This is a genomic window from Haloferax mediterranei ATCC 33500, assembly GCF_000306765.2.
In the GTDB taxonomy this organism is placed as follows: domain Archaea; phylum Halobacteriota; class Halobacteria; order Halobacteriales; family Haloferacaceae; genus Haloferax; species Haloferax mediterranei.
In genome coordinates this window covers 888,521-907,754 of sequence record NC_017941.2, presented here as the reverse complement: position 1 = coordinate 907,754, position 19,234 = coordinate 888,521, and the positions used below count along the sequence as shown (strand labels likewise).

At 63.2% G+C, this 19,234-nt stretch carries 23 protein-coding genes; 15 read left to right on the top strand and 8 right to left on the bottom strand.

What is annotated here, in order from left to right:
* Window positions 1-42: 42 nt before the first annotated feature.
* The 6 genes from HFX_RS20460 (at window position 43) to HFX_RS04620 (ending at window position 5,250) form a co-directional block, all read left to right on the top strand.
* Window positions 43-168, top strand: a complete 126-nt coding sequence (locus tag HFX_RS20460) for a hypothetical protein (protein WP_004572717.1) — start codon at window positions 43-45, stop codon at window positions 166-168.
* The gene (locus tag HFX_RS04640) at window positions 165-1,163 is read left to right on the top strand and encodes a metallophosphoesterase family protein (protein WP_004572718.1); all 999 of its coding nucleotides are present in this window, start codon (window positions 165-167) and stop codon (window positions 1,161-1,163) included. The genes HFX_RS20460 and HFX_RS04640 overlap by 4 nt, the downstream gene beginning before the upstream one ends.
* Window positions 1,154-1,909 carry a DUF7260 family protein gene (locus HFX_RS04635; protein ID WP_049917420.1) on the top strand — a complete coding sequence of 252 codons (756 nt, stop codon included), beginning with the start codon at window positions 1,154-1,156 and terminating at the stop codon, window positions 1,907-1,909. Before HFX_RS04640 ends, HFX_RS04635 begins: the two co-directional genes overlap by 10 nt.
* Before the next feature lie 100 nt (window positions 1,910-2,009).
* Complete coding sequence (locus tag HFX_RS04630; protein WP_014732212.1) at window positions 2,010-2,474, top strand: PH domain-containing protein; 465 nt, start codon at window positions 2,010-2,012, stop codon at window positions 2,472-2,474.
* Window positions 2,471-4,411: a PH domain-containing protein gene (locus tag HFX_RS04625; RefSeq protein WP_004572721.1), complete on the top strand. Its 1,941-nt coding sequence runs from the start codon at window positions 2,471-2,473 to the stop codon at window positions 4,409-4,411. Before HFX_RS04630 ends, HFX_RS04625 begins: the two co-directional genes overlap by 4 nt.
* 143 nt (window positions 4,412-4,554) lie before the next feature.
* A complete protein-coding gene (locus HFX_RS04620) occupies window positions 4,555-5,250 on the top strand; it encodes a carbonic anhydrase (protein ID WP_004572722.1) in 696 nt (231 codons plus the stop codon).
* A gap of 24 nt (window positions 5,251-5,274) precedes the next feature.
* On the opposite strand, the gene HFX_RS04615 is transcribed toward HFX_RS04620, so the two are convergent.
* Window positions 5,275-5,934, bottom strand: a complete 660-nt coding sequence (locus HFX_RS04615) for a bifunctional 4-hydroxy-2-oxoglutarate aldolase/2-dehydro-3-deoxy-phosphogluconate aldolase (protein ID WP_004572723.1) — start codon at window positions 5,932-5,934, stop codon at window positions 5,275-5,277.
* 76 nt (window positions 5,935-6,010) lie between these two features.
* On the opposite strand from HFX_RS04615, the gene HFX_RS19615 reads away from it, so the two are divergent.
* The gene (locus HFX_RS19615) at window positions 6,011-6,151 is read left to right on the top strand and encodes a hypothetical protein (protein WP_155844684.1); all 141 of its coding nucleotides are present in this window, start codon (window positions 6,011-6,013) and stop codon (window positions 6,149-6,151) included.
* Between the two features lie 37 nt (window positions 6,152-6,188).
* On the opposite strand, the gene HFX_RS04605 is transcribed toward HFX_RS19615, so the two are convergent.
* The 6 genes from HFX_RS04605 to HFX_RS04580 form a co-directional block, all read right to left on the bottom strand.
* Window positions 6,189-6,620 carry a universal stress protein gene (locus tag HFX_RS04605; protein ID WP_004572725.1) on the bottom strand — a complete coding sequence of 144 codons (432 nt, stop codon included), beginning with the start codon at window positions 6,618-6,620 and terminating at the stop codon, window positions 6,189-6,191.
* A gap of 164 nt (window positions 6,621-6,784) precedes the next feature.
* Window positions 6,785-7,006, bottom strand: a complete 222-nt coding sequence (locus HFX_RS04600) for a hypothetical protein (protein ID WP_004572726.1) — start codon at window positions 7,004-7,006, stop codon at window positions 6,785-6,787.
* 165 nt (window positions 7,007-7,171) lie between these two features.
* Window positions 7,172-7,366, bottom strand: a complete 195-nt coding sequence (locus HFX_RS04595) for a hypothetical protein (protein WP_004572727.1) — start codon at window positions 7,364-7,366, stop codon at window positions 7,172-7,174.
* Window positions 7,363-9,132: a b(o/a)3-type cytochrome-c oxidase subunit 1 gene (locus tag HFX_RS04590; protein WP_004572728.1), complete on the bottom strand. Its 1,770-nt coding sequence runs from the start codon at window positions 9,130-9,132 to the stop codon at window positions 7,363-7,365. The genes HFX_RS04595 and HFX_RS04590 overlap by 4 nt, the downstream gene beginning before the upstream one ends.
* Window positions 9,132-9,680 carry a cytochrome c oxidase subunit II gene (locus HFX_RS04585; protein WP_004572729.1) on the bottom strand — a complete coding sequence of 183 codons (549 nt, stop codon included), beginning with the start codon at window positions 9,678-9,680 and terminating at the stop codon, window positions 9,132-9,134. Before HFX_RS04585 ends, HFX_RS04590 begins: the two co-directional genes overlap by 1 nt.
* 1 nt (window position 9,681) lies before the next feature.
* Complete coding sequence (locus HFX_RS04580) at window positions 9,682-9,909, bottom strand: hypothetical protein (RefSeq protein WP_004572730.1); 228 nt, start codon at window positions 9,907-9,909, stop codon at window positions 9,682-9,684.
* 168 nt (window positions 9,910-10,077) lie between these two features.
* Between HFX_RS04580 and HFX_RS04575 the strand changes: the two genes are divergently transcribed.
* From HFX_RS04575 to HFX_RS04545, 7 genes are all read left to right on the top strand, one after another.
* Window positions 10,078-10,302, top strand: coding sequence for a hypothetical protein (locus HFX_RS04575; RefSeq protein ID WP_004572731.1), 225 nt, complete (start codon window positions 10,078-10,080; stop codon window positions 10,300-10,302).
* Window position 10,303: 1 nt separating this feature from the next.
* Entirely contained in the window at window positions 10,304-11,098 is a 795-nt protein-coding gene (locus HFX_RS04570) for a sulfite exporter TauE/SafE family protein (protein WP_004572732.1), read from the top strand.
* Between the two features lie 2 nt (window positions 11,099-11,100).
* Window positions 11,101-13,527, top strand: coding sequence for a heavy metal translocating P-type ATPase (locus HFX_RS04565; protein WP_004572733.1), 2,427 nt, complete (start codon window positions 11,101-11,103; stop codon window positions 13,525-13,527).
* 81 nt (window positions 13,528-13,608) lie between these two features.
* Window positions 13,609-13,932, top strand: a complete 324-nt coding sequence (locus HFX_RS04560; RefSeq protein ID WP_004572734.1) for a hypothetical protein — start codon at window positions 13,609-13,611, stop codon at window positions 13,930-13,932.
* Window positions 13,933-13,962: 30 nt separating this feature from the next.
* Entirely contained in the window at window positions 13,963-14,439 is a 477-nt protein-coding gene (locus HFX_RS04555; protein ID WP_004572735.1) for a universal stress protein, read from the top strand.
* A gap of 66 nt (window positions 14,440-14,505) precedes the next feature.
* On the top strand, window positions 14,506-14,949 hold the full coding sequence (locus HFX_RS04550) for a pyridoxamine 5'-phosphate oxidase family protein (protein WP_004572736.1): 444 nt from the start codon (window positions 14,506-14,508) through the stop codon (window positions 14,947-14,949).
* Window positions 14,950-15,046: 97 nt separating this feature from the next.
* Complete coding sequence (locus HFX_RS04545; protein WP_004572737.1) at window positions 15,047-17,812, top strand: cation-translocating P-type ATPase; 2,766 nt, start codon at window positions 15,047-15,049, stop codon at window positions 17,810-17,812.
* Here the strand turns inward: HFX_RS04545 and HFX_RS04540 are convergent.
* Window positions 17,787-18,503 (bottom strand): TVP38/TMEM64 family protein, encoded by a 717-nt coding sequence (locus HFX_RS04540; protein WP_004572738.1) that lies wholly within the window; start codon window positions 18,501-18,503, stop codon window positions 17,787-17,789. The genes HFX_RS04545 and HFX_RS04540 overlap by 26 nt on opposite strands.
* Before the next feature lie 77 nt (window positions 18,504-18,580).
* On the opposite strand from HFX_RS04540, the gene HFX_RS04535 reads away from it, so the two are divergent.
* On the top strand, window positions 18,581-19,024 hold the full coding sequence (locus tag HFX_RS04535) for a universal stress protein (RefSeq protein ID WP_004572739.1): 444 nt from the start codon (window positions 18,581-18,583) through the stop codon (window positions 19,022-19,024).
* Window positions 19,025-19,234: the final 210 nt, after the last annotated feature.

Below are 19,234 nucleotides of genomic sequence, written 5' to 3'. Positions count from 1 at the left end.
GTACGACATTTTTATCATCCCGCTACTGGTGAGTTCACGTGTATGCAAGGGGACGAGTCACGCGTCGACGAGACGCCGCTTCGAATCGAATTGTGTCCCGAAACCGGACGGATTCGCGTCCATAGAACGACCGAGTTGGGGACGTTCACGCGGACAATCGACCGATGAAGACCGCTCGTCCCAACTCCCCGGGCCCAGTACTCGCTCGTCTCGCACGGCCCGTCTCGCGGACGCCGACCCGGATTGCCGTCGTTGCCGACCCGCACGTGACGCCGACGGGGTCCGGAACGTGGAAAGTGTACCACCGTACCGAGAATCGACTCCGAACCGCCGTGTCGACTATCTCTGACCTCGACGTGGACGCGACGGTCCTCCTCGGCGACCTGACTCGGGACGGCCGTCCCGGCGAGTACGACGTTGTCGACGAAATCCTCGGCGGCCTCCCGAACTCGTGGGTTTCCGTCCCTGGAAACCACGACGTGCCGAAGTACTGGGACGACTACGAGGCCCCCACGGCCGGCCAGTTCGCCGCCCGATACGCGACCGGAGAACTACCGTTCGTCCACCGTGTGGGCGGTGTCGACGTTATCGGTCTCGACTCGGCCACCGGCGGTCCCGACATCGACCTCTCTGACTCTCACGAAGGAGTTATTCCGGACTCGAATCTCCACTGGTTGGACGAACACCTCGCTGACGCGACGACACCGCTCGTCGTCCTCCACCACAACCTGTTTCACCCACGCCAACACACCGGTCAGTTCCCCGACGGTGACTTCTACCAACTCCGAAACGCGGACGAACTGACCGAAGTGCTCGCCCGTCACTCGGTTCCGCTCGTCTTCTCCGGCCACATCCACTGGCCCGCAACTGCGGTCCGCGATGGCGTCCGCGAGATTACCGCACCTGCAACGTGTTCGTTCCCGCAGTCGTTCTTGCTGGTCGAACTCGACCGCAAGGGAACAACGATTCGACTCGTCCCCCTTGCCGGCCCAAAGGGAATGGCCGAAGCCTACACGCTTGCCTCCAGTGGGAGCGCACACGGACAGGGAATCGTCGCACACGCCGACCGCAGCGTCCTGTCGACGTTCCCGCTCGTCGACGAACGAACGCTGTCCAGTCAGTCGGTCGGCGCGGACGTTCCGGGGGCGGTTCGGTGGCGGTGAGTCTCAACCGACTCGACGCCGCCAGACGGAATCTCCGCGAGGAACGTCGAAGATGCGTGGACGAACGCGAGGCGTTTCGTGCCTTCCAAAAAGACGTAAGCGGACTGAAGGCGACCGCACCGACGCCGAGAACCCCGCCCGCTATCGGACACCGACAGACGACGGACAGTGCACTCACTCGTGTCCGGCGGGCCTACGAACGCACCGTGATGTCCGTGCCGCATTACGACGTCGAGTACGGCGACTCGTTCGAAGACAGCGTCTCCGCCGAGTTCGGCCCCGACGTGGCCACCGCGTTTCAGTCTGCGAGTGTCTTCTCACCCGCACTCCGGCACACCGTTGTCTCGGCAGCCGCGGCTGCAGTCGACGAGCGCACTGAGTTCGTCCGGGTCGTCGACGAAGAATCGGAGTCTATCGAGTCGATGCGCGACGAGATTGCCGCGATTGTCGGGCGACTCTCCGACCTCGACGATGCGCTGCATTCTACGTGTGGCTTCGACGAGTTGCTGACGCTGTACAGCGAAATATCTGACTTCCAGGACCGACTTTCGACGCTCGTCGAGCAGCGACAGAAAACGATAACGAACCATCGGCGGGCGCTTTCTTCGTGGGTTCCCGACGTAACCGAATTCTTTTACGAGGATTTGCCGACTCGGTATCCCGTCTTGGCGACGCTCGCGGATGTCGGTGGGGAACTGGACACCGTCACACGCCGAGTCGAGAGACAACTGGCTTCGGCACCGTAACCTGATTCCGGCCTAGTTCCGGCCTGATTCCGGCCACAGTTATTTATCCGTTCACGGTAACGCCGCAGTATAGTATGTTCACGCTCTCGGAGGGGTGCCGGTGAACCGCCTCCACCCTCGTATCCGTCTTCTCTGGGTTGCCCGAGCGGTCGTATTCGCACTCATCGCTGGCGGTGCAACAGGTGCTGCCGTGCTGTTCGCCCCTATCTCGATACCTACGCTCGCGCCGGTCGCAGTCGGCGGGGTGGTGCTCGTCGTAGGCATCATCTACGCGCTTGCTCGCTACCGCGCGTGGGGGTACGAAGTCCGCGATGACTCGCTGTATCTCCAGCGCGGCGTGCTCACCAAGGTCAACACCGTCGTCCCGTTCGTCCGTGTCCAACACGTCGATTCGACACGGAGACCAATCGAACGACTCGTCGGGTTGGCATCGACCATCGTCTACACCGCCGGGTCACGTGGGGCCGACGTTGCGATTCCCGGGTTGACGCCGGACGGCGCGGAAGACCTTCAGGACCGACTGAAACGCCTCGCAATCCGCGCCGAAGGCGACGACGCGGTATGACCCACCTCTCGCCACTCACAGTCCCCTACCGGGCGGCCCAGCGGAGCATCAGCATCGTGTTCGCGCTCGCCTTCATCGCCTTCTCCGGCGGCGCCGCATTCGGTGGCATTCTCGGCGCGTTCGGGACAATCGCACTTCTCGGCTTCGTCGTGCTCGCCATCGGCGGCTACGAAGTCGCGTACTACCAGCGATTCGAGTACGAACTCACTCCGGATACGCTCGACATCCGGTCCGGGGTCTTCTCTCGCCGCAACCGCGAGATTCCCTACCGACGCATCCAGAACGTCGATATCTCCCGAAACGTCGCCCAGCGACTCTTCGGTATCGCCGCTGTCGACCTCGAAACCGCGGGTGGTGGCGAGACAGAAGGGAGCCTCAGGTTCGTCACCTACGAGGAGGCCCGCCGCATTCAGAAAGAAGTCGCTCGACTGAAACGCGGCGACGCGGCCGCTGACATTCCCGAACCGGAGGAAGAACTACTGTTCGAGTTGACTCCTCGCGAACTCGCCATCGTCGGCGCGCTCTCGTTCGACATGCGACTGCCGGGTATCGTCTTCGTGTTCGGGTCGAGTATCTTCCCCGTCATCACCTCGCTTGTCGATGTGCCCATCCCAACGAGCGGTGCCGTCGCAGCGACACTCGGGCTCGTCGGATTAGTCCTCCTCGTCACGGTCGTCTCGTGGGTAACCGGGTTCGCCTCGGCGGTGGTGAACTACTACGGCTTCCGACTCACCCGGGTCGGTGACGAACTCCAGTACGAGCGTGGGCTTCTCCAGCGATACAACGGCTCGATACCCATCGACAAACTCCAGACGCTCACCATCGAGGACAACCCCCTCAAGCGACAGTTCGGCTACGCAACGCTTTTGGTCGAGACGGCAGGCTATGCGCCCGGAGCAGAGAGTGCAAACAGTTCTGGTGCCACTCGGCGTGGCTCCGAGGCCGCGATTCCGCTTGCCCGGCGCGACCGCGTACACTCGCTCATCGAAGAACTCGAAGACGTCTCGGAACCGACGTTCGAACGGCCGCCGTCTCGCATCCGTCGACGCTACGCCACCCGGTACTCGCTCGCGCTCGGTGCGGTCACACTGGCGCTCTACGGAGCGAACACGCTCCTCCCACAGCAGGTTCCGTGGTACCTCCCGCTGGTGCTTCTCCCCGCCGCTATCGTGGCTGGACTCTACCAGTGGCGGCACCGCGGCTACGCGCTCGAAGACGACCACTTCGTGACCCGAAACGGGTTCTGGAAGCGCGAGATTCGCTTCGTTCCGTACTACCGGGTGCAGACGGTCATCGAGACGCGGACCATCTTCCAGCGTCGCTGGCGCGTCTCGACGGTGACGGCAGACACCGCCGGAAGCCTCTCGCTCGTCGGCGGCGACGCGAAGGCCGTCGATATCGAAGCGACGGCGGCCAGCGAACTCCGCGAGGCGCTGAACGACCGACTTCGAGCGTCGCTCGCCGCGCGTCGTGAAGGACGACAACAGTCGCGGCAGGAAACACTCGGTATCGAAGTCGCCGAACCGGAGCGCGAGGAAAGCGAGGTTGTCGCAGGCGACGCGGGCAACGACGTGAGTGGAAGCTCGCCCGAGTTCGTCGAGGAGGCGGAACCAGACCGCGACAGCGGGGGTGAAGCGAGTGAAGACGAAGGTAGCGGCGACGAGGGTACCGGCGTTGATGACGGCAAAGGTACCGACGATGGCAGCGTGGAGGACAGCGAAGATGACGAAGTCGACGACAGCGAAGATGACGACGTGGTAGACGAGGACCCCTTCATCTGGGGCGAATCCATCACCACAGACGCTGCGGACGGGGCTACCGGGGATGAGCCGTCAGTCGATGACAAGGGCGAATCCAACGACGACGAGAAGTCATCCGAGGATGACGAAGAGATAGTCGAGACCGACGAGAACACGGCTGACCGCGACGGCCGCTAGACGAGAACTACCCGCAATTCGGCGGCGTAACCGTCAGACTAGTAGCGAAGAAGGCGGATACCGAATGTCCCCATCCTGCACCCCTGCGGTCAAAATCGTAACGAGCAGGGAATTATATAGACTCGCGAACCCATCGTAAACCGATGACTCGAACGGTACTGGGGACACTCCTGTCCGGAAACGAGCACCACGTCGACAGCCTCGCAGACGACCACTTCGAGGGCGTCCGAGATTCGCAGTCGCCACCGGCCGTCTCGGTGAGCTGTTCAGATGCGCGCGTCCCGGCCGAAGCGGTCTGGAACGCCGACGAAGCGGGCGACCTCTTCACTTCAGTGAACGTGGGGAATCAAGCGTGGACCGAAATCGACGGAAAGCTCGTCGTCAACGACGCCGTCGGATACGCCGTCTCGGCGCTCGAAACGTCCGATATTGTCGTCCTCGGTCACACGGGCTGTGGAGCGGTCACGGCCGCCTACGAGGCCGTGGTTGGCGACGGCGTGAAAGACGTGCCGGAGTCCGTCGAAGCCGCTGTCTCACGACTCGTTCCATTGGTCGAAGAAGCGCGCGAGGTGGGGCTATTCGACGAAGAAACGCCGACCGGCGAGGCGGTCAACCGACTGGTCGAGTACGCCGTCGTCCGCCAGGTCGAATTCCTCACCGAGAGTCCGGAGGTCCCCGAATCCACCAACTGCTGGGGGTTCGTCTACGACTTCCAGCACGCTTACGGCGACGACGACGGCGCGGCGTATCTCGTCGCGGCGAACGGGGATTCGGACCCTGAGACGCTCGCGGAGACGGTTCCCGAGAAATTCGAAGAACGCGTGCGGTCGATTCGGTAACGAGCGGAGTCGGCCCCGCGGTCGTTAGTTGTCCCGAGCGTCGTCGATAATCCGCGAGAACTCGCGGGCCGTCTCGGTGATGGTTTCGAACTCGCCGTTTGCGATGGCTTCGTCGTCCATGAGCGCACCGCCCGCGCCGACGACGACCGCACCCGCTTCGATGTAGTCCGCGGCGTTGTCGAGACCGACGCCGCCGGTCGGCATCATCGGAATCTGCGGGAGTGGGCCTTTCATACTCTTGAGGTGCCCCGGTCCGAGAGAGGACGCGGGGAAGACCTTCACGAAGTCCGCGCCCGCGGCGTAGGCGTCGGTGGCCTCGGTCGGCGTCATGATTCCCGGCGCGACGAGCGTGCCGTAGCGGTTGCACGTCTCGATGACGCCCTCGTCGAAGTTCGGGCCGACGACGAACTCGGCACCGGCCTGGATGGCCGCGTTGGCGGTCGGCGCATCGAGGACGGTGCCCGCCCCGACGATAGCCTCGCTGTCCGAGAAGGACGCCGACACCTCGCGGATGAGGTCCATCGCGTCGGGGTTGTCGGCCGTAATCTCGTAGGCGGTGACGCCACCTTCATTTAGCGCGTCGGCCACGTCGATGATAGTGTCTGCGTCCGCGCCGCGCATCACCGCGACGACGCCGCTGTCGGCGATTCGTTGCATGTCCTCGTGTACGTCGAGTGTGACCATTGTCGTCTGGACAGTTACTACAGAAGTTAATAAATTGGACCCCCTCGCGCTCGGGAACGGGTCGGGACGGGACAACATGTTAAATGAACTGGCATCTTTCCCGCTGCGGGTCGGCGGCCTCGACGTAATTCCGCTTCTCATCTGCGCACTCGGCGCGGTTGGACTGCTCGCCTACGGACGACGTGCACTCCGCGACGGACTCCGGGTGAGGGCCTGAGTTTGCTCGCACATCGCTCTCGAAGTCCCCGGCAAACTTACGCTCGAACCGTTAACACGGGAACGTCGGAAACGCGGACGACTCGCTCCGTCGTGCTCCCGAGAATCGCGTGTCGGAGACCGGTTCGTCCGTGCGTCGCCATCACGATGAGGTCGGCACCGACTTCGTCGGCGGTATCGAGAATTTCCCGGGACGGAACGCCGATTCGGATGTCCGCCTCGGACGGGACATCCAACCCATCTGCGAGGGCGACAACGTCCTCGATTGCCGTCTCGGCGTCGTCTCGAAGGTCTTCTTTGACCTGCTCGATGGGAACGTCGGCCGAGGTCCACAGGCCGAGGTCGCTGGAGTCGATGACGGAGAGTACGTGAACCGTCGCCCCGTACGTGCTGGCGATGTCGATTGCGTGATTGGCGGCGGCGCGAGAACGGCTACTCCCGTCGGTGGGAACGAGGATGGTCTCGTACATATCGCAGTGTCGGTGTTCTAGTAGTATTGTTATTACGTCGATACGGTTCCTCTCGGGGACTTCATCGGCTCCCTTCGGTGTGCAGTCGGCGCTTAGCGAGCGCCGTCGAAGAATGAGATGTGGGCCGTCCGGTAATGAATTGGTTCGAATTGTCCAGTAATCGTTCAGACCCGGGTCCGAGGCTTGGGCGCAATCTGTCGAACCGCGGCAGCAGACGCGACGAGAAGCCCGCCGAAGAGGATGGAGACGAAGAGTTCGGGGGCGACGGTCATCCCGGAAATACCGCCGAGGGTCGTAAACAGGGCGTATCCGGCAACCACCGTCAGGGCGATTCCAATAACGACTGCGAGACCGATACCGGCTTTCATCAGGTCGAGGCTGGTCATGGTCACGTGTAGCTACGCAACCATATCGCATATAGAGGCAGACTGCTTCCCAGAACGCGGGAAACTGCTCGATTCACCCCTGTTATACTGGGTTTTTATGCCGTTTCTGGTGGGCCAAAGCGCGGTCTCGAATCGAGACAAAAAACAGTGGAACCGAAAGGGGAGTTACGCCGCCGCGTTCGACCCCTCGCCGTAGAGTCCGTACAGGACGAACAGCAAGGCGAGGAACAGGAACTCGATGACTGCAACTGCGATGAGCGGCAGTTCCACGTTGAAGAAGCCGGCCACGGTGCGCAGTTCAATCGCGATTGGCACGCTGAAGGCGATGAGGACGAGCGCCCGTGCCTTCGTTAGCTTCACGCGACCACCCCCAGCAGAGTGTTAAACGCGCTCGTAACCGTCATCAGCACGAAGTCGAGACCTGCGGAGACGGTGGCTGGAACGGGGAGTCCACCACCGAACAGGCCGCCGCCGTTCTGGATGATGCCAGCCAGCGGAAGCGTGTAGGCGAGCACGACGAGCAGAGCGGCGATACCGGTCCACATCGCGAGGTTGTCGAGGATGCGCGGGCTTCCCTCGGGACCCGAGAGGGGTTCTGGGAGGTACGCATCGACCGGCCGCTCTGACTCCTCGCCGAGCGAGGTCAGGAGGATGTTGAACAGGAACAGCACCACGGACAGGAACAACAGCGTGCCGCCGAGGGCAATCTGCACGCGGAGTTCGAAGATGCTCCCGATGGGCGTCAGGAACTCGAAGTTCTGGTACTGCGGTTCCGCAGTGCGACGCGGGATACCAGCCAGCCCAGCGCGGTGCATCGCGTTCGACATGAACACCATCCCGACGAACCACATGATGACCTGCAGGAGACCGATGGGTCGACTGTAGAGTTTCGTGCCGGTGACCTGCGGGACCAGCCAGTACGACCCGGCCATCATCGTCAGCGCGACAGCGGTGCCGACGGTCAGGTGGAAGTGGCCGGGAACCCACAGCGTGTTGTGGATGAGGTAGTTGATGTTCATTCCGGCGTTAATCATGCCGGAGAAGCCGCCCGCGGCGAACATCGCGCCCGCCAGGGCCATGCCGGTGAAAGCCGGGTCGCGCCACGGAAGCGCACCGAGCCAGCGAAGGTAGCCCTCGCCACCGCGCTGGCGCGCACCGTGTTCGACGCTGGCGACGACGGTGAACGCCGTGAGAAGCGACGGCAGGAGCAGGAACATCGTGTTCGTCATCGCGATGAACTTGAAGCCCTCCGCGATGCCCGGGTCGAGGTACTGGTGGTGGATGCCGACCGGGGTCGAAAGCAGGAGGAACAACACGAATACGACGCGTGCGAGCGGGTCGCTGAACAGCCGTCCACCGGCGAGTTTCGGCAGGACGGTGTACCACATGAGGTACGCCGGCATCAGCCAGAAGTACACGATTGGGTGGCCGAAGTACCAAAACAGCGTGCGGGTGAGAAGCGGGTTGACGCTCTCGATGAGTCCGAGCGACCACGGGATGAGGAAGAACACGACCGAAACGGCGACGCCGAGGGTCGAGATGTACCACATAATCATGGTCGTAAGGACCATGAACGCCTGCAGCGGGATGCGTTCGTCAGCGTTGTCTTTCCGCCACGCCCGGTACGAGAGGAACCAGTCGGCTCCGGCAAGCCACGTTCCGACGATGAACATCGCCAGTCCGATGTAGAATATCGGGTGTGCCTGCAGCGGCGCGTAGAAGGTAAACAGCACGTCCGCGCTCATTCCGAGGCTCGGAACGAGTCCGCCGAGAATAGCAACGGTAGCAAGAATCGTCCCCGTCAGCATGAGCCCGACCCACGCCCACGAGAACAACTTGCTCTCTGCGGGGCGGTCGAGACTCCTCGCGGTGGCCCAGTGGAAGACGCCACAGAGGAAGAAGATGGTAAAGACGATTGCCAAGAGGACGCCGTGGCCCGTCAGCATCGTGTAGTAGTCCGCGGAGTCGATAACGCGGACGACGTTGGTCCGGTGGAGCGCCTGAATGAGTCCGAAGAACGCGCCGATGCCGAGGGCAACGAACGCGACGAGGAAGGTCGCCTTGATGACGCCCGCCTCGTCGGGGAACTTGTCGACGAACGCGTGTTCGCTACGTGCGGTCGCCATCAGTTCTCACCCTCCGTCTGTTGTTCTTGTTGTTCCTGTTGTTCGTACCAACTGTCGAATTCGCTCTGTTCCATAACTACAATCTTCCCTTCCATGACGTGGTGGCCGGAGCCACAGTATTCGTTGCACAGAAGTCCGTACTCACCGGCTTCGTCGAATTCGACCGTGAACTCGGACACCTGTCCGGGAATCGCCATCGTGTTCGCGTTCGTGCCGACGACTTCGAAGCCGTGGATGACGTCGGCCGCGGTCACGTGGAACGTAACGGTGCTCCCCTCGGGAACGCGGAGGGGTTCGGACGTTCCGGGTTCGAAGACGAACTGTCTGGCGACGACATAGACGTCGTAGTGGTTCTCGCCGGTTTTCTCGATACCGGGGTCACCGAACTTCGGGTGTTCGTTGAGCGTCGCCGGGTCGACAGTTCCCCCCTTATCGTCTATCATATCGATACCCGCGCCTGCGGCCCCGTACGTAATCGTCCCGATGAACCCGACGATGAGAACGAGTGCCAGCGCCAGCCAGAGTTTTTCGTAGGCGTGAATCTCCATGTTAGCCCACCACCGTCAGTCCCCGCCCGAGGAACTCGACGAAGTACATGAACACCCACATTCCGAGGAGGATGGCCATGTAGATGAGAACGAGTACGAGCGTTCCGACCGGGTCGAAGTCGTCGTGTTCGATTTCACGCACGATGCCATCGTCGCCCGTTCCGACGATTGAATCAACGGGGGGTTCCGACTGCCCAGAACCGGATTTGGATGCCGCGTCTGCCGGCACATCTCCAGAACTGGAGGCCCGTGATGCCGGGGCTGCGGCGGTTCCCTCAGCTGTCGAATCAACGGCCATACCCGCTCATGAGGATGAATAGGACATTAAGACAACAGACCATTCCCATTGCGTTGGAATCGACGAAATCGGAAACAAGGTAGTCACGAATCAACCGATATGGAACTCACGCCACGGCTCGCCGGAACGGTTGCACTGCTCGCGCTCTTGCCCGTGATTATCTTCGGTGTGACGAAGAACCCGCTTGCAGGAGTCGTTACGGTCGTCAACGTCCTTCTCATCTCGACGGTTATCTACCTCCTCATGAGCCCGACAGAGGGCGGCCACGACCACGACGCAGGCCACGACGCCGACCGCGACGCCGACCACGAACACACTGCCTGAGATGGACGGGGGAGCGACGCCGCCCGTACTCGAAGCAGCCACGCCGGAGGCCGCGGCGTTTCTCGTCGTCGGTCTCCTCGCCGGAGCGCACTGTCTCGGGATGTGCGGCCCGCTCGTCAGTGTCTACGCGGACCGACTGAGCGAACAAGAAGGGACGCAGTCGCTCACGCTTCGGCAGGTCCGGCAACACGCGTTATTCAACGTCGGGCGGGCACTGAGTTACGCAGTTATCGGGGGTCTCTTCGCACTCGTCGGGAAGGTGTTCTTCGGGGCGTTCGACTCAGTTACTGCCATCGGAAGCGGCGTCCGTGCAACGACCGGACTCCTCGTCGGAACCGTGATTATCCTCACCGGAATCGGCTACCTCGTCGGCCAATCGGCCGCGATGGACCGGTTTACGCCCGCTGCGGTCACGAGTCTCTTTGGCCGCATCAGTGGATGGGCGACCGCCCGCGTCGACCGACTCGTCGGCGGCCCGCGCATCCTCGGTCTCGGCGCGATACACGGCCTACTTCCCTGTCCGATTATCTATCCGGCGTATCTCTACGCCTTCGCTACGGGTGCACCCGTTCGGGCGGCAGCGCTACTCGGCCTCCTCGGACTCGGAACGATTCCGACGCTGTTCCTCTACGGGACGCTCCTCGGCCACGTATCGGCGCGACGGCGGGCCACGATTCACCGCGCACTCGGCGCGGCGTTTCTCGTCCTCGGGTACATCTCGCTCTCCCACGGGCTGATGCTCCTCGGGGTCGAGGTCCCGCACATTCACATTCCCTTTTACCAACCGCTGGGGTGACCATGGGGACGAAGACGCGACCGCGCGGCGCAGGCGACGAATCCGGCGACGCCGACACCGACGGCTGCGACCTCTGTGGGTTGCCGACGCCGAATCCGCCCGTTACGGGCGAGTCCATCGACGGCGAGTTCTGCTGTCGCGGCTGTCTCGAAATTACCCGGACGCTCGGCGACGCGGCGAGCGCCGACCCCGAGACGGTCGAGCAGAAACTCGCGGGCGAAGCAGAAACCGTGCCGGACGACGCCGAGAGAACCTACATGGCGGTCGACGGGATGCACTGTGCGACCTGTGAGGCGTTCGTCTCCGGGACGGCGCGAACCTGTGAGGGTGTCTACGCCGCGGAAGCGAGCTATGCCAACGACATGGTTCGCGTCACCTACGACCCCGACGCCGCCGACCTCGACGACCTCTCGGGAACGTTGGCACGTTACGGCTACGGCACCCGCGACCCGGACGAACGCGAGGCCGCAGAGCGGGCCGACAATCAGGTCGCTCGGTTCGTCATCGGCGGCGGCGTCTTCGGGATGATGGTGATGCTGTGGTACGTCCTCTTTCTGTACCCGACCTACGTGGGGTTTCCCCCAGTGGTCGAACTCGGCGTCTTCGACGGCATTTATATCCTCGGCAACATCTGGGTCATGACCTCGATTGTCCTGTTCTACACGGGCTTTCCCATCCTCCGCGGGGCACTCGTCAGCCTCCGCGCCGGGCAACCGAACATGGACCTGCTCGTCTCGCTGGCGGCGACGAGCGCGTACGTCTACTCGACGGCCGCCGTCCTCGTCGGACAGACTCACGTCTACTTCGACGTGACCGTCGCCATCATCCTCGTCGTGACGCTCGGAAACTACTACGAAGACCGCATCAAGCGGACGGCCGCCGGGATGCTCTCGGACCTCGCGGCCTCACGCGTTTCGGAAGCCCGCCGCCGAATCGCCGACAGCGACAGCGGGGGCGACGGCAGCCGTGTCGAAACTGTCGACCTCGACGCCCTCGAATCCGGCGACCGAGTCGAGGTTCGCCCGGGCGAACGCGTCCCGGTCGATGGCACGGTTGCCGAGGGAACCGCCGCAGTCGACGAGGCGCTCGTCACGGGCGAGTCGATGCCGCGGACCAAGCGCCCCGGTGACGACGTGCTCGGCGGGACCGTCGTCACGGACCGCCCGCTCGTCGTCGAAGTCGGCGAGGACGCCACGAGCACGCTCGACCGACTGGTCGAACTGCTCTGGGACATCCAGAGCGCCCGGTCGGGCGTCCAGCGCCTCGCGGACAAACTGGCGACCATCTTCGTGCCGACCGTACTCGCCCTCGCCGTCGTCGCATTCGGTTGGACGCTTTTTCGGGGCGAATCGGCGACAGCCGCGCTCCTCGTCGGTCTCACCGTCCTCATCGTCTCGTGCCCGTGCGCCCTCGGTCTCGCCACGCCGCTGGCGGTCGCATCGGGTATCAAAGAAGCCGCGAGTCGCGGTATCGTCGTCGCTTCGGAAGCGGTCTTCGAGGCGGTTCCGGACGTTGACGTGGTCGTCTTCGACAAAACAGGTACCCTCACGGACGGCGATATGGCCGTCCTGCGGATTGAAGGCGACCCGTCGTCACTGGGTGTGGCTGCGGCGCTCGAACGCTTCTCCGCGCACCCGCTCGCCACGGCCGTCGTGGCGGCGGCCGAAGACGCCGATGTTGTTGTCCCGGATGTCGACGCCGACGACATCACCGTTCACGACAGAGGCGTTTCGGGAACGATTGCCGCCGAGCAGGTCGTCGTCGGCCACCCCGCGCTCCTCCGCGAACAGGGGATGACCATCGACGCCGACCTCGAATCCGCAATCGAAGACGCGTGGGGCGACGGTGCCGTACCAGTCGTCGTTGGACGCGCCGGGCGCGCCCGAGCAGTCCTCGTCGTCGGCGACGAACCGCGTGAGGCGTGGGACGACGTGGTCGCCGCCGTCGCCGGGGGTGGGAAGCGCGACGTGGTCGTCCTCACGGGCGACTCGGAACGGGCGGCGCGGCGCTTCCGCGACCACCCCGACGTGACGGACGTGTTCGCTGGCGTCCCGCCGGAAGCGAAAGCCGAGACGGTCGAACGCCTCCGGAGTCGAGGGGCCGTCGCGATGGTCGGTGACGGGAGCAACGACGCCCCCGCGCTCGCCGCGGCCGACATCGGCATCGCGCTCGGAACGGGAACGGATATCGCGGGCGACGCCGCCGACGCGGTTCTCGTCGGCCGCGACATCGACGCGGTTCCCGAAGTGTTCTCGCTTTCGGCCGGTGTGAACCGTCGCATCCGCGGCAACCTGACGTGGGCGTTCGGCTACAACGCGGTCGCCATCCCGTTGGCGGCGCTCGGCGTTCTTAACCCGCTTTTCGCCGCTATTGCGATGGGTACATCGAGCCTCCTCGTCGTCGTCAACTCGGCGCGGTCACTGGAGTAATGCACCTTGACTCCATCACGCCCGTCGAATCTGTCGCCGGGAACGTATCAATGAAGTCACTCCGTCACGTCAGCAGACACAATGACTAACGACCCCTTCTCGCTCTCGATTCCGGAGGGGTGGACCGTCGCGACAGACGTGGACACCGACGACGCGAGCGCACAGACCATCTACGAGTCGCCCGACTCCGAGTACCGGGTGACCGTCACCGAGTTCGCGCGGGGACTCACACTCTACTGGTGGGTAGATATTTTCGCCCGCGCAGATGGTGAGTGGCACCGCCGCGAGGTCGGACTCGGCGACTCCTATCGCGACCCCGAGAACGTCACCGCGGCCGCACAGGACGCGGTCGACCAGCTTTCAGACACCACCGAAGAGCGACTGGTGTCGTCCGCCGACAACTGACTTATCACATCTGCCGACTGAGTTTCGAATATGTATCTCGTCGCCTACGACGGTTCCCAGTTGGCGAATGCTGCCCTCTCGCGAGCGGAGACGTTCGCTACGCAGACGGGTCAAGAGGTCCTCGCTGTCGCTGTCGTTCCCGACGATGCAGCGTACGCCGTCGAGGCGGGGTGGGTCCCGAAGAAAGAATCCTTCGACCGAAACGCCGTCGTCAGCGAACTCCACCGAACTGCGGTGAAGGTAGCGCCATCGGCGTCGTTCCGTTCGCTTTCGACCGGTCGGAATCCCGCACCAGGAAACATCGTCGCGAAACTCAAGGATGTCGCTCACGAGGAAAAGGCATCCATCGTATTCGTCGGCAGCGAGAATGCAGGGCGAGTCGTCGTTCCGCTCGTCAGCATCGGCGGGAACGTCGCGAGCGACGACGACTTCGACGTACACATCATCCGGCACGCGCCGCCGCACATCCGCAACCGATACCCCAAATCGGAGTTCTATCTCTCCTGACTCGCGTTCGAATCGCCCGACGTCGCCGCACCGCCCTTTCATGTGGTGTGGGAGCGAAATGTGCGTATGAAGAACATCAGATACGTCTACACGGTGGGGATGAAGCCAGAGGCAGTCGCCGAGCGATTAGCTGAAGCGTCCTCCGGCGTGCTCTCGCTCGCTGACGGGAGTCGGTCCTACGCGATTCCCGCCCACGTCCACCACGACGCCGAAGGTGAGCGACTCCTGTTTCGATTGACCGACGACGGCACGAGCAAGAAGTTCGAGTTCATCGAGGCGACCGATGAAGCGACGTTCGTCTGTTACGAAGACGCCGGAACGGACTCGTGGAGTATCTTCGCCCGCGGGCCGATTCGCGTCCTCCCGGACGACGAGCGTCCCGACGAAACGACTATCAACGAGATGTACGGCGGTGGCGTGCGCGTGTTCGACGAAGAGATAGACGACCTCGAAGTCCACATCGTCGAACTCGAACTCGACGAACTAACTGGGCGCGAGACGGCGCGATAACCCGCGTCGCGGTCGGCGTCACATCGTGCACGTGGTCGAACGTGTTCCCCCGGAACTATTCATCGTACCGCTGGCTCCGGTGTCGTGAAAATCGCCGATGGACATACGTCTCCACGCGCCCTTCAATCGAAGCGTGCACGAGCAGGCCACCGTCCCACGTGAGGAAGCCGACGAACGAGGCGACGTGCCGTGGCACGCCCTCGAATCCGAGGCGGTGCTCTCGAACCTCGACACCAGTCCGGACGGACTCGACAGCGAGGAGGCTGCACAGCGACTCGACGCGTACGGGCCGAATATACTGACAGAGGAGGATGGCATCTCGCCGCTTTCGCTTCTCGTCTCGCAGTTTACCGGACCGCTCATCCTCCTGTTGTTCGTGGCTGCCGGACTCTCACTTGCCGTCGGGGTCCTTCCGGGACGCGAACCGGGGTACACCGACGCAGTGCTCATTTTGCTTATCCTCCTCGGGAACGGCCTGTTCGGATTTATCCAAGACTACCGTGCGGAAAAAGCGCTCGCAGCGCTCAGAGAGATGTCGACGCCGGATGCGACCGTCCGGCGTGGTGGGACAGTACGCGAGATTTCTGCAGACGAGGTCGTTCCGGGAGATATCATCATTCTCGAAGCTGGTGACGCCGTTCCCGCGGACGCTCGAATTCTCAGCGCCGCCGACTGTCGGGCCGACGAATCGACGCTGACGGGGGAGAGCGTTCCGGTCGGGAAGGGACCAGACCCCGTCGATTCCGACGCGGCGTTGGCGGACCACCGGAGCGTCCTTCACGCGGGGACGACCGTCGTCCGCGGCCGAGCAGAGGCGGTCGTCGTCGCGACCGCGATGGGCACGGAACTCGGAACTATCGCCGACCAACTCGGGCAGGCACGCCAGCGCGAGACCCCGTTCGAAATCGAAGTCGACCGACTGGGTCGCCGCATCGGCATCGGTATCGTTGCTCTCATCCTCGTCATTGCTGCGATTCAACTGTTCGTCACCGCGACAGACCCCGTTACGGTCCTCCTCGTCGCCGTCACACTCGCCGTTGCCGCGGTTCCCGAAGGACTTCCGGCAGTGGTCACACTCACCCTCGCGTTGGGGTCGCGGACGCTTCTTAACCGGAACGCGCTCGTCCGCAACCTCTCTGTCGTCGAAAGCCTCGGCGCGGTGGACTTTATCGTCACCGACAAGACGGGAACGTTGACGGAAAATCGCATGACTGTCACGCGGGCGTGGCTCCCCGACGACCGGACAGTCGAACTCGACGACGACAACGGTCCGGAACTTGACCCTGCACTCTCAGCACTGCTTTCCTGTGGAACCCGCTGTAACGACGCGAAAAAACTCGACGATGGCAGTTATCGCGGCGACCCGACCGAAGTCGCCCTCGTGAGTGTCGCCGCCGAGTTCGGCGTCGACGACGATGATAAGGATGGTGGCGGCACTGGCGACCGACTCCACGAGGTGTCGTTTACGTCCGAACGGAAACGAATGACTATCGTCGTCGACGAATTTGACGCACCCGGTGACGGCCCGTTCGCGCTCATGAAAGGCGCACCGGAGGTAGTGCTTGACCGATGCGACCGCGTCCTCGTCGACGGGGCTATCGAACCGCTCGGAGACGAACTCCGGCAACGAATCGAGACAACGACGAGCGAGTTCGCAGACGACGCGCTCCGTGTGCTCGGGTTCGCCTACGCCCCCGACGCCGACCCGAACGCCGACGAATCAGCGCTCGAATCCGAGTTAGTCTTCCTCGGGTTACAGGGGATGACCGACCCGCCGCGGGACGGGGTTGCCGGAGCCGTCACCGACTGTCTGAACGCCGGAATCCACGTGACGATGGCAACCGGAGATACGCCGCAGACGGCCCGCGCAATCGCAACGGAGGTCGGTATCGACGCTTCATCCGTCCTCACCGGGACCGAGGTTGGAGGGTTGAGCGACGCCGAACTTCATCGCGCCATCGAGGAAACCCGTGTGTTCGCCCGCGTCTCACCCGAACACAAGGTCAGAATCCTCAGAGCGTTACAGGACGCTGGCTACACGGTTGCGATGACGGGTGACGGCGTCAACGACGCGCCCGCACTCGGAAACGCAGATGTCGGCATCGCAATGGGCGAGCGAGGGACACAGGTCGCACAGGGCGCGTCCGACGTGGTGCTCCGTGACGACAACTTCGTCACCATCCGCGACGCCATCGCAGAAGGTCGCGGCATCTTCGACAACATCCGCAAGTTTGTCAACTATCTTCTGTCGGCGAACACCGGCGAGGTGTTGGTGGTCTTCCTCGGAACGCTTCTCGGCGCGCTCCTGTTTCCCGAGGTGTTTAGCGCTAGTTCCGCGCTCGTCATCACGCCCGTCGCGCTGCTTTGGATCAACCTCGTCACCGACGGATTCCCGGCGCTCGCACTCGGTGCGGACCCCAAGTCGGACGACGTGATGAACCGGCCGCCACGACCCCGACACGAGGGCGTCCTCGACAGATACACCGTCGCCTCGATTATCGGTATCGGCGTGGCACTCACCGGGACCGGATTAGGCGTGTTTTTCTACGCCCTCTCGGAGTCGGGAGACCTCGTTGTCGCACAGACGGTCCTGTTTACGTTCCTCGTAACCGCCGAGTTGGTCCGTACGCAGTCGGTTCGGCTCCGGTACCGGCTGTCGCCGTTCTCGAATCCGTGGCTCCTCGGCGCGGTCGGTCTGTCGCTCGCGCTCCACCTCATGCTCCTCTACACGCCGGTTTCGACGCTCTTCGGCGTGGTTCCGCTCGGACTCGAAGCGTGGGGGTGGATTGCTGGCGCGTTCGTCCCCTTCCTCGTTGCGAACCTGCTTCTCGTGTGGGTCAACGACCGAGTGTTCGACTCGTGACGGTCGACAACGACGATAGCAACTGGTCGCGGTAGAGGTAGCCGAGGACTGACGCCGCGAGGAGAATCGCCACGAGCACGGCCGTAAGAAATGGGTCGCCGTTGGCGGCCGCGGCCCCCGCAGAGTTCACGAGGAAGAATCCCGGTAGGCGACCGACCGCGGCCACGGCGACGATTCGACGGACGGGGATATCGGTGAGTCCGGCGGCAAAGCAGATCGCGTCGTCGGGAAGCCCCGGCACGAGAAAGACGAGAAAGAGCACGGCGAGACCGTGTTCGGCCATCGCGTTGTCGAAGGTGCTGAGCGCGTCGGTGGTGATGACTCGTTCGACGTACGGCCGGCCGAAGTGTCGTGCCAAGCCGATGGCGAGTGCCGTCCCGAAGACGATGCCGACCATGCTGTACAGCGTTCCCCACAACGCGCCGAAGAGGTAGCCGCTGGCGAACCCGAGTGCTTGTCCGGGAACCGGTGCGAAGAGAACCTGCACGACCTGCACCCCGATGAGCGCGAGCGGAGCTAGCGGACCGAATCCGAGGAGCCACGCTCGCAGTGCTCGGGGGTCGGCAAGGAACGGAAACTGCTCGATGAGGAACGAGCCACCGAGGATGGCGACGACAACGAGCACGGCCGCAAGCAGAACCGTTCGCCAGCGGTCGGTTGCGGATTCGAAGAGCGCGGGGACACGAAGCACGGCTTATTCGTCGGTCGCCGCAGAGAAAAACCCAGCCACGAGAGTATTTTTGTGCCGAGCGTGCGTAATGATAACTCATGCCAGAAACTATCCTCGTCGCGGTCGATGGGTCCCCGCTATCGAAGCGAGCCTTCGAGCAAGCGCTCTCCGATGCCGAATCGGAGGTCGTCGCACTGCACGTTATCGACCCGACAGACCCCGGGTACAGCACGCCATTCGACGTGGATGTGAGTCTCGAACCACTCCACGGGACGGACGAGTGGTACGAGCGAGCGGACGAACTCGCCAGCGAGGTGTTCGAAGAACTCACCGAACTCGCCGAGGGAAGCGGCCTCGAAGTCCAAACAGAGACGCTCCGTGGCGAACCCGCGCGGGCCATCATCAGATACGCCGACGAGAACGATGTTGATGCAATCTACGTCGGTGGCCACGGACGCTCCGACGTGGCGGACCCCCTCTTCGGGAGCGTTGCCGAACTGATTGTGAGTCGTTCCCCCGTCAACGTAATGGTTGTTCGATAAACAGGTATCGGCCGAGTTCAGTTACCTCGCGAACTACTCCGAGGTCAAATCAAAGGAAATCAGATTTCCTGTCCCAGCAAATCGCTGAACGATTTGCGAGACCTCGAAGCATTCTCCTTGATTATCTGTCTGATTGCCCCAATTCCCGGTGTTCGGGAAGGATTCCGCCGGCTTATGTGTTACACTGTCGTAGACTAGCACGGGTGGTCA